Annotated in this window: 16 protein-coding genes; 8 read left to right on the top strand and 8 right to left on the bottom strand. The window is 72.2% G+C overall.

Annotation, left to right across the window (positions count from 1 at the left end):
* Positions 1–71: 71 nt before the first annotated feature.
* The 5 genes from Tbon_RS04970 to Tbon_RS04950 all read right to left on the bottom strand — a co-directional run bounded on the left by Tbon_RS04970 (position 72) and on the right by Tbon_RS04950 (position 5,356).
* Positions 72–896 (bottom strand): isocitrate lyase/PEP mutase family protein, encoded by an 825-nt coding sequence (locus tag Tbon_RS04970; RefSeq protein ID WP_225734710.1) that lies wholly within the window; start codon positions 894–896, stop codon positions 72–74.
* Positions 897–981: 85 nt separating this feature from the next.
* Positions 982–1,881, bottom strand: a complete 900-nt coding sequence (locus Tbon_RS04965) for a 50S ribosomal protein L11 methyltransferase (RefSeq protein ID WP_158066595.1) — start codon at positions 1,879–1,881, stop codon at positions 982–984.
* A 3-nt stretch (positions 1,882–1,884) separates the two neighbouring features.
* Complete coding sequence (gene dnaJ / locus Tbon_RS04960) at positions 1,885–3,018, bottom strand: molecular chaperone DnaJ (RefSeq protein ID WP_158066594.1); 1,134 nt, start codon at positions 3,016–3,018, stop codon at positions 1,885–1,887.
* Positions 3,019–3,094: 76 nt separating this feature from the next.
* Positions 3,095–3,844 (bottom strand): SDR family NAD(P)-dependent oxidoreductase, encoded by a 750-nt coding sequence (locus Tbon_RS04955; protein ID WP_158066593.1) that lies wholly within the window; start codon positions 3,842–3,844, stop codon positions 3,095–3,097.
* 108 nt (positions 3,845–3,952) lie between these two features.
* Positions 3,953–5,356, bottom strand: a complete 1,404-nt coding sequence (locus tag Tbon_RS04950) for an amidase (RefSeq protein ID WP_192498159.1) — start codon at positions 5,354–5,356, stop codon at positions 3,953–3,955.
* Positions 5,357–5,606: 250 nt separating this feature from the next.
* Between Tbon_RS04950 and Tbon_RS04945 the strand changes: the two genes are divergently transcribed.
* The 4 genes from Tbon_RS04945 to Tbon_RS04930 all read left to right on the top strand — a co-directional run bounded on the left by Tbon_RS04945 (position 5,607) and on the right by Tbon_RS04930 (position 9,383).
* On the top strand, positions 5,607–6,395 hold the full coding sequence (locus Tbon_RS04945) for a hypothetical protein (protein WP_192498158.1): 789 nt from the start codon (positions 5,607–5,609) through the stop codon (positions 6,393–6,395).
* A 240-nt stretch (positions 6,396–6,635) separates the two neighbouring features.
* Entirely contained in the window at positions 6,636–7,088 is a 453-nt protein-coding gene (locus tag Tbon_RS04940) for a CBS domain-containing protein (RefSeq protein ID WP_158066590.1), read from the top strand.
* Positions 7,085–8,497, top strand: coding sequence for a ferredoxin--NADP reductase domain-containing protein (locus Tbon_RS04935; RefSeq protein ID WP_158066589.1), 1,413 nt, complete (start codon positions 7,085–7,087; stop codon positions 8,495–8,497). Before Tbon_RS04940 ends, Tbon_RS04935 begins: the two co-directional genes overlap by 4 nt.
* A gap of 91 nt (positions 8,498–8,588) precedes the next feature.
* Positions 8,589–9,383 carry a DUF169 domain-containing protein gene (locus Tbon_RS04930; protein ID WP_404818784.1) on the top strand — a complete coding sequence of 265 codons (795 nt, stop codon included), beginning with the start codon at positions 8,589–8,591 and terminating at the stop codon, positions 9,381–9,383.
* 8 nt (positions 9,384–9,391) lie between these two features.
* Here the strand turns inward: Tbon_RS04930 and Tbon_RS04925 are convergent, their stop codons facing one another.
* Together Tbon_RS04925 and Tbon_RS04920 are read right to left on the bottom strand one after the other, a co-directional pair.
* Positions 9,392–10,345 carry an alpha/beta fold hydrolase gene (locus Tbon_RS04925; RefSeq protein WP_158066588.1) on the bottom strand — a complete coding sequence of 318 codons (954 nt, stop codon included), beginning with the start codon at positions 10,343–10,345 and terminating at the stop codon, positions 9,392–9,394.
* Between the two features lie 124 nt (positions 10,346–10,469).
* The gene (locus Tbon_RS04920; protein WP_158066587.1) at positions 10,470–10,724 is read right to left on the bottom strand and encodes a hypothetical protein; all 255 of its coding nucleotides are present in this window, start codon (positions 10,722–10,724) and stop codon (positions 10,470–10,472) included.
* A 171-nt stretch (positions 10,725–10,895) separates the two neighbouring features.
* On the opposite strand from Tbon_RS04920, the gene Tbon_RS04915 reads away from it, so the two are divergent.
* The gene (locus tag Tbon_RS04915) at positions 10,896–11,684 is read left to right on the top strand and encodes a phosphatase PAP2 family protein (RefSeq protein WP_192498157.1); all 789 of its coding nucleotides are present in this window, start codon (positions 10,896–10,898) and stop codon (positions 11,682–11,684) included.
* A 393-nt stretch (positions 11,685–12,077) separates the two neighbouring features.
* Positions 12,078–12,935: a hypothetical protein gene (locus Tbon_RS04910; RefSeq protein WP_158066585.1), complete on the top strand. Its 858-nt coding sequence runs from the start codon at positions 12,078–12,080 to the stop codon at positions 12,933–12,935.
* Between the two features lie 4 nt (positions 12,936–12,939).
* Here Tbon_RS04910 and purM read toward each other — a convergent pair whose 3' ends face one another.
* Complete coding sequence (gene purM, locus Tbon_RS04905) at positions 12,940–13,989, bottom strand: phosphoribosylformylglycinamidine cyclo-ligase (RefSeq protein WP_192498156.1); 1,050 nt, start codon at positions 13,987–13,989, stop codon at positions 12,940–12,942.
* Positions 13,990–14,076: 87 nt separating this feature from the next.
* Here purM and Tbon_RS04900 point away from each other — a divergent pair, with 87 nt between their 5' ends.
* Together Tbon_RS04900 and Tbon_RS04895 are read left to right on the top strand one after the other, a co-directional pair.
* On the top strand, positions 14,077–14,700 hold the full coding sequence (locus Tbon_RS04900) for a ribonuclease HII (RefSeq protein WP_158066583.1): 624 nt from the start codon (positions 14,077–14,079) through the stop codon (positions 14,698–14,700).
* A complete protein-coding gene (locus tag Tbon_RS04895) occupies positions 14,697–15,065 on the top strand; it encodes a YraN family protein (protein WP_192498155.1) in 369 nt (122 codons plus the stop codon). Before Tbon_RS04900 ends, Tbon_RS04895 begins: the two co-directional genes overlap by 4 nt.
* Positions 15,066–15,095 lie beyond the last annotated feature (30 nt).

The following is a 15,095-nucleotide window of genomic DNA, read 5'->3' as shown; positions in this document are numbered from 1 at the left end:
GGGGGTACCGCGAACGTATCAGGTTCCACCCCTAAACGGTAGACGAACGGAAACGGCCCTATCCGCGCCCGTCATTCCTCCCGCCCCCGGTCCAGCAACGCCGTGATCCACTCCACCCCGGCGTCCTCCCCGAGCTGCACCCGCCCCGTCGCCCGCAGCTCCCCCAGCGCCGCCCGGAAATCCGCGAAATGCCGCAGCATCACCCCAAGGTGCAGGTACAGTCGGTAGCCCAGCGCCTCCGCCTCGCCAGGCGTCAGCAGCCAGCTGTTCAGCACCAGCGGGATGTCCCGCAGCTCCTCCGCCGCCCACGCAATCGTCTCCCGGTCCTTCAGCCCGTCGAGGAACACGAGGTCCGCCCCTGCGGCCAAGTACCGCCGCGCCCGCTCCGCCGCCGCCTCACGCCCCAGCGGCGCCAGCGCATCCGTCCGCGCGATGATTACCGTCGCCGGGTCGCGCCGCGCGCGGACCGCAGCCCGCACCTTCAGCTCCATCTCCTCCGCCGGGATGACCCGCTTTCCTTCAAGGAACCCGCACCGCTTCGGCCACTCCTGGTCCTCGATGTGCAGCGCCGCAACGCCGGCCCGCTCGTACAGTTCGACGGTCCGCGCCACGTTCGCCTCGTTCCCGTAGCCCGTGTCCGCATCGGCGATGACCGGCACCCGCACCGCGCCCGCCACCCGCGCAGCGTTCGCCGCCATCTCCCCGAGCCCGATCAGTCCCCGATCGGGCAGCCCCCACGATGCCGCCGTCCCGAAGCCGCTCATGTAGACCGCGTCGAACCCCGCGGCCTCGGCCAGCCGGGCCTGCACCCCGTCAAAGACGAACGGTGCAACCACCAGCCCGCGCTCCAGCAGCGCCCGCAGCCGCATCCCGGGCGAATCGCCCCCGGCGCTCACCGCCCCTGCCTCCATCTGCTGCACCCGGTCCCGGCCGTCATCGCGCCGCGATCCTGCGCCCCGCCTGCGCCGCTGTCCACCCGGCTCAGCCCTCCCGCCGGAGGTGGATGGCCGCCCAGTCCCGCTCCAGCCGCGTCTCCCGGTGGACGAACCCCGCCGCCGCGCACGCGGCCGTCACCCGCGCAACATCCTGCTCCAGCACCCCCGAGAGCAGCAGGTCCCCGCCCGGGCGCACCGCCCGCTCGAACACGGGCACCAGCCCGATGTTCGCGTCGGGGCTGATGTTCGACACCACGAGGTCGTACGGCTCGCCGATGTCGCCGGGCTCCAGCCGCCCTGCGCGCACCCGCACCTGCCCGGACACTCCGTTCGCCGCGCAGTTCTGCTCCGCTACCTCCGCGGCCACGGGGTCGATGTCGACCGCGTCCACGTGCGCCGCCCCGAGCAGCACCGCCGCAATCGCGAGGATGCCTGAGCCGGTGCCCACGTCGAGCACCCGCGCCCCGGGCGCAACCAGCCCGTCGAGGAACCCCAGGCAGAGCCGCGTCGTCTCGTGGTGGCCGGTTCCGAACGCCTGCCCCGGGTCGAGCCGGATGACGAGCTGCCCCGGCGCCGGTTCGTGCTCCACCCACGAGGGCACCACCACCACCCGGCCGCCCGTCTCCACCACCCCAAAGAACTCCCGCCACGAGACCGCCCAGTCCTGCTCGTAGATCGGGCGCGCGCTCAGCTCCACCGCCGGGTACGCCTCCATCGCCCGCCGCAGCTCCTCCACCAGCATCGCCCCGAGCTCCGACGACGGCAGGTAGCACCGGATGAGCACCGGCTCGCCGCCGCGCACCCGGAACCCCTGCTCCGGCCCGAGGATCTCCACCGGCTCCTCGATGCTCACCCCGCCGGGGGCCACCCCCCGGACGATCTCCGCCACCGGCTCCACGAGCGCCGGCGGCGTCTTCGCCGTGATCTCGAACCAGAGATGCGTCACCGCTCAGCCCGCCATCGCGTCGCGCAGCCGCTCGAAGAACCCCTTGTGCCGCTTCGGCAGCGTCGGCGTCCCCATCGTCTCCGCGAGCTGCTCCAGCAGCTTCCGCTGCTGGTCGGTCAGCTCCTCCGGCACCACTACTGTCACCCTCACAATCATGTCGCCCCGGCCCGTTCCCCGGAGGTGCGGCACGCCCTTCCCGCGGATGACGAACTCCTCGCCGCTCTGCGTGCCGGCCGGGATCTCGAGCTGCATCTCGCCGTCCAGCGTCGGAATGGTCACCTCCGCGCCCAGCGCCGCCTGCGCGATGTTCACCGGCAGCTCCAGCACGATGTGGTCCTCCACCCGGTGGAACCGCTCGTGCGGCGCCACGCTCAGCACCACGTACAGGTTGCCCGGCTCGCCGCCCCGCGGGCCGGCCTCCCCTTCGCCCGAGAGCCGGATCTGCGCTCCATCGTCGACGCCGGCCGGCACCTTCACCACAATCCGCCGCGTCTCCCGCACCCGCCCGCTCCCGCGGCAGGCCGCGCACGGGTTCGTGATCACCCGGCCCTCGCCCTGGCAGCGCGGACAGGTCATCACGTTTACGAACTGCCCGAAGAAGCTCTGCTGCGCCCGCCGGATCTCCCCCATCCCGTTGCACTCCGGGCAGACCGCCGGCGCGCTCCCCGGCTCCGAACCGCTGCCCCCGCAGACGCTGCACCGCTCCAGCCGCTGGTACTCGATCTCCTTCTCGCAGCCGAAGACCGCCTCTTCGAAGGTCAGCCGCAGGTTGTACCGCAGGTCGCTCCCCCGCTGCGGGCCGCGCCGCCGCCCGCGCCGCGCCGCCCCGCCGAAGAACGCATCGAAGATGTCCCCGAACCCCTCGAAGTGTGCGAAGCCGTCGAACCCGGAGGCGCCGGCGCCCGCGCCCTCCACCCCGGCGTGCCCGAAGCGGTCGTACATCGCCCGCTTCTGCTCGTCGCCGAGCACCTCGTACGCCCGGTTGATCTCCTTGAACTTCTCGGCAGCATCCGGCGCGGGGTTCCGGTCCGGGTGGTACTCCATCGCCAGCTTCCGGAAAGCCCGCTTGATCTCGGCCTGGTCCGCGGTCCGCGGCACGCCGAGCACCTCGTAGTAGTCGCGCTGACCCGTCGCCATCGCTTAGCAGTGTACCAAAACGAGTGCTAAGGCCCCGGCGGCAGGCCGGCGCGCGAACCTCCCCCGGCCGAACCGCCTACCGCGCGAGGAACCCGCCGTCGACCGGCAGCGCAGCGCCGGTCACGAACGACGACTCGTCGCTCGCCAGGAAGAGCGCCAGCGCCGCCACCTCCTCCGGCGTCCCCAGCCGGCCCACCGGCTCGGTCATCGTCAGCTGCTGCTCAGCCTCCGGCGCACCCGACGTGAACCGCTCGATCATCGGCGTCCGGATAACGCCCGGGCAGATCGCGTTCACCCGGATCCCCTGCGCCGCGAACTCCAGCGCCGCCGTCTTCGTCATCTGGATAACCGCACCCTTCGAGGCGGTATACCCGATGATATTCGGGAACCCGACCAGCCCCGCGACCGACGCCGTGTTGATGATCGACCCGCCGCCGGTCTCCAGCATCAGCGGAATGCCGTACTTCATCCCGAGGAAGACGCCCTTCGCATTCACCGCCAGCACACGGTCGAACTCCTCCTCCTCGTAGTCCGGGGTGAGCGCCTGCTTCCCTTCGATGCCGGCGTTGTTGAACAGAACGTCCAGCCGCCCGTAAAGCGCCTTCGTCCGTTCCATCATCTCCCTGACGTCGGCCGCCTTCGAGACGTCGACCGTCATCGCCGCCGCCTGGGCCGGCCCAATCTCCATCGCGGTGGCCGCCTCCGCGCCGGTCACGTCCGCGCACACGACCTTCGCCCCTTCGGCCGCGAACAGCTTCGCCGCCGCCTTCCCGATGCCGGAGCCCGCGCCCGTCACGATCGCCACCTTGCCGTCGAGTCGTCCCATCTCGGGTTCACCTCCTGTGATGCGTCGCCCTCAGCATGCCAGCCTCCCGTGAACGGATGGCAGGCCGAGTGAGCCAGCCTTCCGGGGCCGTTTGACCGCGCTCCTCCGTCAATCCTGGCCCGGGTACCGCCAGGGGCTCGCCAGCTCGTAGGCCGCGCTCACCCGCAGCAGGAGCGCGTCAGCGAAGCGCGGCGCCACTGCCTGCAGCCCGACCGGCAGCCCGTCGGGCGCCAGCCCGGCCGGCAGCGAGGCCGCCGGCAGCCCGAGAAAGTTGAACGGATACGTGAACGGGATGAACCCTGCCGGCCCCACCTGCTTCCCCCCGATCTCCGATGGCGGCGGCCCCTCCGCCGCGAACGCCGTCGCTGCCGTCGTCGGCGTCAGAAGCAGGTCATACCGTTCGAAAAACCGCGTCATCTTCCGGTTCACCTGGTGCCGCTCCTCCAGCGCCCGCGCCACATCCACCGCCGTATACTTCCGGCCCACCTCCGCGAACCGCAGGAACCCCGGCTCCAGCTTCGCCCGCTGCTCCTCTGGCATGTCGTCCACGAGGCGCGTGTCCCCCGCCGCCGCAATCGTCATCCACGCCTCCATCGTGTCGCCGAACCCGGGGTGCGCCTCCTCCAGCTCCGCCCCCACGGCTGCCGCCAGCCGCTCCGCTGCGGCCCGGGCCACCCGCGCCACCTCCGGGTCGACCGCCGCGTAGCCGAGGTCCGCGCTCCACGCCACCCGCCGCAGCCGGGGCGCCGGGCCGAGCACGGCCGCCTCGAACCCTGTCGGCCCGTCGAGAACCTCCGGGTCGTCCGGGTGCGGACCCGACGCGACATCGAGGTACCGCGCGGCGTCCCGCACCGTCCGCGACATCGGGCCCAGCGTCGAAAAGTACCCCCACGTCGGCGCATGCTCGCCCGCCCGCGGAATCCGGTGCGCCGTCGGCTTGATGCCGTAGCACCCCGTCATCGCCGCCGGGATGCGGATCGACCCGCCCCCGTCGCCGGCTGTCGCCAGCGGCACCATCCCCGCCGCCACGGCCGCGCTCGAACCGCCGCTCGAACCGCCCGGCGTCTTCGCCGGGTTCCACGGGTTCCGCGTCGGCCCCCACAGCCGGTTCTCCGTGAACCCCTTGTAGCCGAACTCCGGCGTGTTCGTCTTGCCAATGATCACCGCCCCGGCAGCCCGCAGCCGGGCCACCTGCACCGAATCCTCCTCCGCCACCTGCCCCGCGAAGGCCCGCGAGCCGAGCGTGAACAGCAGCCCCCTCGCCGGCTCCAGGTCCTTCACCCCCAGCGGCACCCCTGCCAGCGGCCCCGGGTCCTCGCCCGCAGCCACCCGGGCATCGATCGCCTCCGCCTGCCGCAGCGCACCCTCTGCATCGACCTGGATAAAGGCGTTCAGAGCCGGATTGAGTTCGGCGATCCGAGCCAGCGCCCGCTCCGTCACCTCCCGCGCCCGCAGCTCCCCTGCGCGCACCCGCTCTGCGATCTCCCATGCCGGCATCCAGCGCTCCGTCATCGTTCCCTCCTTCGTGTCCCGGTCGGTGCCCGCCGTAGTGTAGCCCCCCGGCCCGCCTGCTGGCGCCCGCCCGCCGGCCGGGGAAGCCGGCCAGGGCTGTCGCCTGCGCGGCCTCGGGACCGGGCTCCGCGTCAAATCGATGGGCCTTACGCGCAACTGAAAATGTTTCTCAGCCGAGCGGTGCCTTCGTGAGCTGCTAGCATGGGCTGGCGCAGGAGCCAGGCGGTGAAGCAGGAGACGGACGAGCCCCATGCTGCGAACACATTTCAGCCCGAAGCAGGCCGCCCTCGGGGCCGCCCTCGCAGCCGCGGTCGCCGTCGGCGGCTTCGCGGCTGGTCGTGCCTTCTCCGGGTCGGACGAGGCCGTCGTGGCGTCGCCCCCTGCAGCGCCCTCAGGCCCGGCCGACGCCACGCCGCTCCCAACGCCCCGGCCCGCCGACGCCATCGATACGAGCAGGCCCGGCTGGGGCATGCCCTACATCGAGGCCGACAGGGCGCTCCCCAGGTACGACCAGGTCATCAACGGCATCAGGGTAGGGCCGACCGCGTACCCGGACCTCGGCGAATGGTGCGCTCACGGGCAGGCCCAGTGGGTTGACCCAGGGGAGGCCGCCGGGACGCCGCTCGCGCTCCCTGAACGATACCCCGTCAAAGGCGTTCCCGCGCACGCCCGCGCGGTCCGGTGCGGCGGCACGATCGTCTCCTCGGAAGTCACGATCGAAATTCTTCCTGCACCGAACGCCCGGGCCGAGATGGCGGCGGGCAAAAGCTGGTTCGAGGTCGAGCACGGCGGCCAGGTCGTCATCCTCAAGCAGCTCGTCGCCGCTCCCGGTTTTGCCTCCCAGGTCGCCGCGGAGCGCTGGGAGCCGGCCACCGTAAACGGACTCCCGGCCGCACTCGGCCGCGCCATCCTCCGCGACGAATTCGGCGAAAGCGCCGTCGTCGTTTGGGACGAACGGCGGAGCCTCCAGGTCGCTGTCCGGGGCACGGATATCCACGTCGATGACCTCCTCGCCGTCGCCCGGGAGGCGCTGCGATGAACCCTCACGCCATCGTCCCGGCGCTGACAGCGCCCGCCCTCGTGCCCGCTGCCCCCGGCGTCCTCCCCGCCTGGTGACGGCCACTGGCGGCCCTCCGGTCCCCTCCCCCGGGCCCTCCGGCCCCTGCCCCGCCGCGTTCCGCGTGCTACCCTCCCGCCGGTGGGGAGTTCCCCGATTGCCCGTCCATCACGAAACGTGGTTCGCTTGTCGCCGAGCGGCACACCACCCCCGGAGCGCCCGATGAAGCTCGCCGCCGTCCTCGCCACACGCGGAGCCCACGTCGCCACCATCGCCGCCTCCGCCCCCATCGCCGAAGCCGTCACTGAACTGGCCGCCCGCAACATCGGCGCCCTCGTCGTCCTCGATGGCGCCGGCGCCGTCGCCGGCATCATCTCCGAGCGCGACATCATCCGCGCCCTCGCCGCCGGCGGCCCCGTCCTCGACCTCCCCGTCGCCGACGTTATGACCCGCGACGTCATCTGCGGCACCCTCGACGACGACCTCGAGACCGTCCTCGCCGTCATGACCTCCGGCCACTTCCGCCACCTGCCCGTCGTCGACGGCGGCCAGCTCGTCGGCCTCGTCACCACCGGCGACCTCGCCCAGGCGCTCCTCCAGAGCCTCGCCGGCCGCGTCGAAACCCTCGAATTCCGCCTCGAAGCCGAAATCGAACAGTTCGGGGTCGGCCGGTGAGCAGGCCCAGCCCGCTCCGCGTCGCCATCATCGGCTCCGGGCCGGCCGCCATGTACACCCTCGAACACCTCCTCGCCGAGCCCGGCCTCGACGTGTCCGCCGACGTCTTCGAGCGGCTGTTCACCCCCTACGGCCTCGTCCGCGCCGGCGTCGCCCCCGACCACCAGAAAATCAAGGCCGTCACCCGCGCCTTCGAACCCCTCCTCCACGACCCCCGCGTCCGCCTCTTCGCCAGCGTCGAATACGGCCGCGACCTCGCCCTCGATGACCTCCGCCGCCACTACCACGCTGCCTGCTTCGCCACCGGCGCACAGACCGACCGCCGCATGGGCATCCCCGGCGAAGACCTCCCCGGCTCACTCCCCGCCACCGCCTTCGTCGCCTGGTACAACGGCCACCCCGACTACTGCACCCTCGCCGTCGACCTCGAACAGGAGGCCGCCGTCATCGTCGGCATGGGCAACGTCGCCATCGATGTTGCCCGGATCCTCTGCCTCACCCCCGATGAGCTCCGCCGCACCGACATGCCCGCCTATGCCATCGAGGCCCTCGAAGCCAGCCGCATCCGCGAGGTCCACGTCCTCGGCCGCCGCGGCCCCGCCCAGGCCGCCTTCACCACCCCCGAGCTGAAGGAACTCACGACCCTCGAAGGCGCAACGCTCCGCATCCGCCCCGAAGAGGCCGCGCTCGACCCCCGCAGCGCCGCCGAGGTCGAGCGCTCCGCCGACCGCACCCTAGCCCGTAAGGTCCAGCTCATCCAGGAGACCGCTGCCAGCCCCGGGCCGCCCCGCTCCCGCACCCTCCACCTCCGCTTCTGCATCGCCCCGCTCGAACTCCTCCCCGGCCCGGGCGGGGCTGTCGCCGCCGTCCGCTGCACCCGCACCCGGCTCGTCGCCACCCCCTCCGGCGGCATCGCCGCCGAACCCGCCGGCGAAGAAGAAGTCATCCCCGCCGGGCTGGTCTTCCGCAGCGTCGGCTACCGCGGCCTCCCCCTCCCCGGCCTCCCCTTCGATGACCGCCTCGGCGTCGTTCCGAACCGCGCCGGCCGTGTTATCGACCCCGCCACGGGCGCACCCCTCCCCGGCTGCTACGTCGCCGGCTGGCTGAAGCGCGGCCCCACCGGCGTCATCGGCACGAATAAGCCCGACGCCGCCGAGACCGTCCGGTGCCTCGTCGAAGATGCCGCCGCCGGCCGCCTCCCCGCCCCGCCTGAGCCCGACCCTGCCGCTATCCCAGACCTCCTCGCCGCCCGCGGCGTCCGCTGGCTCACCTGCGCCGACTGGCAGCGCATCGACCGGCTCGAGCGCGAAGCCGGCGCCCGCGAGGGCCGCCCCCGCGTCAAGTTCACCTCGCTCGACGCCGTCCTCGCAGCCCTCGAACAGGCAGAAGCCCCCACATCCGCGCACTGACCTGCGCCGCGCGCAGCCTCCCGCGGGCCCCCGGCCGCGCGCTCTCCGCGCTACCATACCGGCACGCCCGCACCGGAGGTGCCCCGTGTCCATCATCGAACCCGGCAGCGTCCCGCTCGAAGAGCCCGCCCGCTACGACTGGAACGCGCTCGTCGATGCGCTCAACCGCCTCCTCCGCCTCCGCACCACCCCCATCGGCATGAAGCTCTTCGAAACCGTCGAAGAGATGGAGCAGATTCCGCGCATCCGCCGCCCGGACGCCATCCACACGACCGACCAAATCGTCGCCCAGGCCGCCCGCCTCGGCTGGACCGTCGGCATCACCGCCGACGACCTCGTCGGCGCCCAGTGCGGTGCCGTCATCGGCCTCCACCCCCAGGACGACGAATGGCGCTCCGGCCGCCGCATGGCCGGCGTCTGGTTCGAAACGCCCGAGGATGCCGCCGCCCACCAGGCCGCCATGGATGTCGTCCCCTTCGGGCGCTACCGCGCGATGGCCGTCTCTCCCCTCACCTCCGGCCGCCTCGACCCGCCCGATATCTGCCTCATCTACCTCACCCCCGGCCAGGCCATCATCTTCATCAACGGCCTCCAGTGGAGCGGCTACCGGAAATTCCAGTGGGGCGTCGTCGGCGAATCCGCCTGCGCCGATAGCTGGGGTCGCGCTCTCGTTACCGGCGAGCCGCGCCTCGCCATCCCCTGCTACGCCGAGCGCCGCTACGGCGGCGTCCTCGACGACGAGCTCCTCATGGCCCTCCCGCCGAAATACCTCCCCCGCGCCATCGCCGGCATGGAGCGCCTCGCCGCCAACGGCCTCCGCTACCCTATCCCCCAGTACGGCATCCAGGCCGACGCCCGCGCCGGCCTCGCCCGCAGCTACGGCTGAGCCCCGGGTCAGAGGCTCCGCAGGAACCCGATCAGCGCCTCGTTGACCGCCTGCGGCGCCTCCTGCTGCACCCAGTGCCCCGCACCGGGCACCAGCACCAGGTCCTTCAGGTTCGGCACGTGCTGGCGGATGTTCGCCTCCGGCGCGAACCCGCGCACCGGGTCGCGCTCCCCCGTGATGAACAGCGCCGGCACGGTCACCTTTGCGTTCCGCCACGCCGCCATCAGCTCCCAGTTCCGGTCGATGTTCCGGTACCAGTTCAGCCCGCCCCGGAACCCCGTCCGGCTGAATTCACCCACGAAGAACTCCAGGTCCGCCTCGCTCAGCCATGGAGGCAGCTCCGCCGGGTCCACCATGTTGTCGAGGAACTTCGCCGTTTTCGGCCGCGGCTGCGCCATCTCCGGCGTCGGCACCAAGTTCCCCGAGGCCGAGTACAGCAGCTTCCGCATCGTCGTCCGCACGTCCGCCTCCAGCTCCGCCTCGGCCTTCCCCGGCTCCTGGAAGTACAGGATGTAGAAGAAATTGTCTCCGAAGATGGCCTTCATCCCGTCCGTCGGGCGCACATCTCCCCGCGGCGCATACGGCACGCTCATGCCCACCACCGCCGGGAACCGGTCCGGCCGCAGCAGCGCCGAGTTCCACGCCACCGGCGCACCCCAGTCGTGGCCCACAATGACCGCGGTCTCCTCGCCCAGCGCATCGAGCAGCCCCACGATGTCCCCCACGAGATGGAGCTGCGTGTACTTCTCGATCTCCGGCGGCGCCGTCGTCTGCCCGTAGCCGCGCTGGTCCGGCGCCACTGCGTGGTAGCCAGCCTCCGCCAGCGCAACCAGCTGGTGCCGCCACGAATACCACGACTCCGGCCACCCGTGGCACAGCACCACCAGCGGCCCGCTCCCCGCCTCCGCGATGTGCATCTGGATGCCGTTCGTCGAAACCGTCCGATGGGTGATGGCGGTCATCGTCACGCCCCTGCCAGTCTCCGGCGCTGCCGGGAGCCGTAGCCTACCCAAATCCTTCGCACAAAACAAAAGACCCCGCTCCGCGCAGGGTCTGCGTCCTCGATGCGCCGCCGCCGCCGCAGGGCTACTCCGTGCCCGCCCGAACCGTCTCCTTCGGCTGTTCGTCCGTCTTCTTCACCCGCTCCATGTGCTCCAGCCCCTGCATGCTGAAGCCGAGGTCCCCCAGTTCGCACAGGAAGCTGCAGTAGGTCAGCCGCAGCGCGCTCGTCGATTTCGACGGCGTGTACGAAAGGTTGCAGCGCTTGCACCGGATGAGCCCGGTGAATTCCGCATCGCGGCCTGCCGGAATGGTCGTCTCGCGGTCGTCCGTTGCGTTCATCGCTATATCCCTCACCTACAGTATGCGGCACGCCGCCGCAACGCGCTCACTCCCGGCCCTCCCCTTCATGCGCCGCTCTTACACCTCCCGGTCTGTCATGCGGCCCTTGTCGCCCGATCCTGCCGTACGGTAGCGTTAACGGGCTGGTAACACATGCTGCCCCCGCACACCATGACAATCACCGCTCCCGCTCCCGGCGCACCTCCCTCCCGGCCTGCCGCCCGCCTGCGGGCCCTCGCCGGCGAGGCCGCCTTCACCGCCGCCTTCATGCTCGTCTACTTCTTCCTCCGCGGCGTCCGCCCGGATGATGTCGATGGGGCGGTTGCGCGCAGTCTCCGCCTCATCCACCTCGAACAGCAGCTCGGCCTCTTCCTCGAAGTCCGCTGGCAGGCCGCCTTCCTCGGCAACGGCCCCGCTATGGCCGTCGCGAACTGGGTCTACGCCTGGGGCCACTACCCGGTCATGCTCGCCATCGGCATCTGGCTCCTCTGGAAGGACCCCGTCCGCTTCCGCTTCGTCCGCAACGTCCTGGTCGTCTCTGCCCTTGTCGGCATCGCCGCCTACTGGCTCGTGCCGGCGGCCCCGCCGCGCCTCATGGCCCTCCACGGCTACGACTACGGCTTCGTCGATACCGTCCACGGCGCCGCCAGCAGTGTGCACTACTTCCAGCCCGGCCCCTTCGTGAACGACTACGCCGCTCTCCCCAGCTTCCACTTCGGCTGGATCCTTCTCTCCTCCATGGCCGTCTGGACCAGCACCCGCAGCCGGCTCGTCCGCGCGGGCGCCGTTGCCATGTCCGCCGTCATGTGGTGGGCCGTCACCGTCACCGGCAACCACTACTTCTTCGACATGGTCATGGGCGGGGTCGTCGTTGTCCTCTCGTGGTGGTTCGTCGCCAGCCTCGGCGACGTCCGCCTTCGCCGCCTCCCCGCCGCGATCATCGACCGGCTGCGCTGGTAGCCGGGGCCGCGCACACCGGCCTCCCTGCCGGGGTCCCCTCGTGTTCGAAGCCCGGGAGCGGCGCACCCGCGCGCAGCCTTGCCCGCGCCCGCCGCGGCTGCCGGCTCCGCTCGGCGAGCGCCCGCAGGTACGCCGTCTCGAACAGCACGGTGCAGGCCCCGCAAATCCCGTGCGACACGGCCCCCTCCCCTTCGCTCAGCACAGCGCCGCACCAGGCACACACCACACGCATCGCACAACCTCCTTCCGGCATCCGGGCGCAGGCCGATCGTCCTTGATGGGCTGCGCCGGCCGCTATCGGGGGAATCCCCGATAGGCGGCGCCGAACGGTAAACACATTGCAAACATTCCTGCCCCGATGGCCGCGTCGTTCCCCTTCGCTACACTGCTTCCGTGCCCCCGCCCGGCGACGAGCCCCGCAACGCACCCGCCCAGTTCATCGACGAGCTCACCCGCCAGCTCGATACCACCCGCCGCCTCCTCACCTCCAGCCCCGATGATGTCGCTGAGCGCGCCCTCGCCGCGCTCCCTCCCGACCTCGCCCTCGAAGCCCGCATCGCCAGCAGCCTCGCGGCCCCGCCCCTCGCCGACCCCGCCGCCTTCCCCGCCGCCCACCGCCTCACCGTCCGCGCTCTCGAACTGCTCGACCGCGAAGGCGCCCGCGGCATCCCCGTTCCGCGCCGCTACTGGCTCGCCCGCCCGCTCGCCGGCCTCCTGCTGACCTTCATCGCCGGCTACATCACGCGCAGCTACGCACGCGCCATCGCCGAGCGCCTCGCCCACCTCTACGCCCGCCGCGAGGCCCAGTGCCCGCCCGGCACCCCAGCCCGCTCCGAGCTCGCCCGCGCCCGTGTCGAGATGTCGAGGCTGCTCCCCGGCTTCTCCGGCGGCGGCAGTGGCGTCCCTGCGCTCGTGGCCGGCGGCGCCGCTGTCCCCCTCGTCGCATCCCTCGGCCAGTACCTCGGCGCGATCGACCTCGGCTCCCGCCCCGCTGTCGGCGCACTCTTCGGTGCCCTCCTCGTGCTCTTCGTCGTCCTTTCCTCGCTCCTCCTCTCGGCTGCCCGCCACGCCCATCGCCGCGCCGTCATCATCATGGGCCAGCCCCTCCGCGCCCTCTGGGACGCTGTCGGCGACGCCGGCGAACCGCCCGAAGACGACGCGCGCCTCTTCGCAGCCGTCGCCATCCTGCTCTCGAGCCTCGTCTGGGTCGTCATCCCCGCCGCCGGCGCTGCCCTCTACCTCGCCGGCTGATCCCTCACGCCAGCCCGGCCAGCTCCACCGGCCGCCCCGTCCACGGCCGCACCTCGCCGATCCGCACCGCCCCCGGGATCGCTGCCAGCACCCCGTCCGCATCCTCCGCGCCGACCATGAGCACCAGTCCGATGCCCATGTTGAACACCTCGTACATCTCCTCCGCCGAAACCCGCCCGCGCTCGGCGATCAGCCGGAAGATCCCCGGCACCTCCCACGCCCGCGTATCGATGACCGCCGTCACGCCCTCCGGCAGAATGCGCGGCACGTTCTCCCGGTAGCCGCCCCCGGTGATGTGCGCCATCCCGTGCACCCGGTCGATCACCGGCCGCACCTCCCGCGCGTACGGCCGGTGCGTCGCCAGCAGCGCCTCCCCGAGCGTCGCCCCGCCCAGCTCCGGCGGCCGCTCCTCCAGCCGGCGCCGCGTCTCCTCCGCCGGCTCGCCGTTCGCCACGTCCAGCGCCCGCCGCGCCAGCGAAAACCCGTTCGTGTGCAGCCCCGAACTCGGCAGCCCGATCAGCACGTCGCCCGGCCGGATCTTGCTCCCGTCGATGATCGCGTCCCGCTCCACCACCCCCACGATGAACCCCGCGAGGTCGAACTCGCCCGGCGGGTACACATCCGGCATATCCGCCGTCTCCCCGCCCAGCAGCGCGCACCCTGCCTCGGCGCACGCGTTCGCGACCCCTTCCACCAGCGCCTGTTTCTGCTCTGTCGTCAGCCCGTTCCCCGCGATGTAGTCGAGGAAGAACAGCGGCTCCGCCCCGCAGACGAGGATGTCGTTCACGCTGTGCCCGATGATGTCCGGCCCGCACAGGTCGAGCCGCCCCGCCGCGAGCTGCAGCTTCACCTTGGTCCCGATGCCGTCCGCACTCGCCGAGAGCACCGGGTCGCGGTACCGGTCGCCCAGCCGGAACAGCCCCGAGAACGGCCCCGCATCGCTCAGCACCTCCGGCCGCCGCGCCCGGGCAAGAATCCCCGGCAGCGACTTCGCAAAGCGGCTCCGCGCCGCAATATCAACCCCCGCCTCGGCGTACTTCCGTTCCCCGGTCACCCCCACAGCCTACCAAAGCCCCGCCTTCCGCGGCGGACGCCCCCGCAGACCCGGGCTTCTGCCGCCCGCGTCGGCTACACTTCCCCCGTGCCGGCTCCCGTCCCGTCCCTCCGCTTCGAGCGCGAAGCCTGGAACGCCGGCGCCGAGTGGGTCGCCGGCGTCGATGAAGTCGGCGTCGGACCGCTCGCCGGCCCCGTGGCTGCCGCCGTCGTCGCCCTTCCCCGCGGCCGCCGCCTCGCCTGGTACCGCGAAGTCCGCGATTCCAAGGTCCTCAGCGAGCCCGCCCGCGAGCGCCTCGCCGCACGCATCCGCGAATCCGTCCCCTGGGCCATCGGCTGGGCCTCCGTCGAAGAGATCGACCGCATCGGCATCCTCCCGGCCCGCCGCCTCTGCATGCTCCGCGCCTTCGAACAGCTCGCTGTCCGCCCTGGCGCCATTATCAGCGACGCCCTCGACCTCCCCCTCCCCAACGTCCGCCCCGTCATCGATGGCGACGCCCTCTCCGTCGCCGTCGCCGCCGCCTCCATCGTCGCCAAGGTCGCCCGCGATGCCGTCATGGTCGAACTCTGCGCCCGCTACCCCGGCTACGGCTTCTGCCGCAACAAGGGCTATCCCACCCCGGAGCACCGCGAGCGCCTCGCCGCCCGCGGCCCCAGCCCCGTCCACCGCCGCAGCTACGCCCCCGTCGCCCAGTTCGCCCTCCCATGGTGACCCCCCGCCGCCGGCTCGGCGACTTCGGCGAACGCGTCGCCGCCCACCGCCTCGAAGCCGCCGGCCTCACCATCCTCGCCCGCAACCTCCGCATCGGCCCCCACGAAATCGACCTCCTCGCCCGCGACGGCGACACCACCGTCTTCGTCGAGGTCCGCACCCGCCGCGGCACGCCCGGCCTCGCCGCGGAGTCCATCGACGCCGCCAAGGTCGAACGCCTCCTCGCCGCTGCCCTCGCCTACTGCGAACGCGAAGCGATCGACCCCGACGCCACCCGCATCGACGTCGTCACCATCGACCTCGACGCCGGCGGCCGCGCCTGCGCCGTCCACCACTTCCGCGGCGTCGGCATGCCCGGCCTTTGACCCGTTCACACCCTGCCGCGTATGTTCCCG

It is taken from the genome of Tepidiforma bonchosmolovskayae (assembly GCF_008838325.1).
Classification (GTDB): Bacteria; Chloroflexota; Dehalococcoidia; order Tepidiformales; family Tepidiformaceae; genus Tepidiforma; species Tepidiforma bonchosmolovskayae.
This window is presented reverse-complemented; position numbering and strand designations above follow the sequence as displayed.

What these genes read in the sequence shown, in the direction of transcription:
- dnaJ (WP_158066594.1), bottom strand. Translation starts at nt 3,018, where the DNA reads ATGGCGACGGGTCAGCGCGACTACTACGAGGTGCTCGGCGTGCCGCGG.
- Tbon_RS04955 (WP_158066593.1), bottom strand. Translation starts at nt 3,844, where the DNA reads ATGGGACGACTCGACGGCAAGGTGGCGATCGTGACGGGCGCGGGCTCC.
- Tbon_RS04950 (WP_192498159.1), bottom strand. Translation starts at nt 5,356, where the DNA reads ATGACGGAGCGCTGGATGCCGGCATGGGAGATCGCAGAGCGGGTGCGC.
- Tbon_RS04945 (WP_192498158.1), top strand. Translation starts at nt 5,607, where the DNA reads ATGCTGCGAACACATTTCAGCCCGAAGCAGGCCGCCCTCGGGGCCGCC.
- Tbon_RS04940 (WP_158066590.1), top strand. Translation starts at nt 6,636, where the DNA reads ATGAAGCTCGCCGCCGTCCTCGCCACACGCGGAGCCCACGTCGCCACC.
- Tbon_RS04925 (WP_158066588.1), bottom strand. Translation starts at nt 10,345, where the DNA reads ATGACCGCCATCACCCATCGGACGGTTTCGACGAACGGCATCCAGATG.
- Tbon_RS04920 (WP_158066587.1), bottom strand. Translation starts at nt 10,724, where the DNA reads ATGAACGCAACGGACGACCGCGAGACGACCATTCCGGCAGGCCGCGAT.
- Tbon_RS04915 (WP_192498157.1), top strand. Translation starts at nt 10,896, where the DNA reads ATGACAATCACCGCTCCCGCTCCCGGCGCACCTCCCTCCCGGCCTGCC.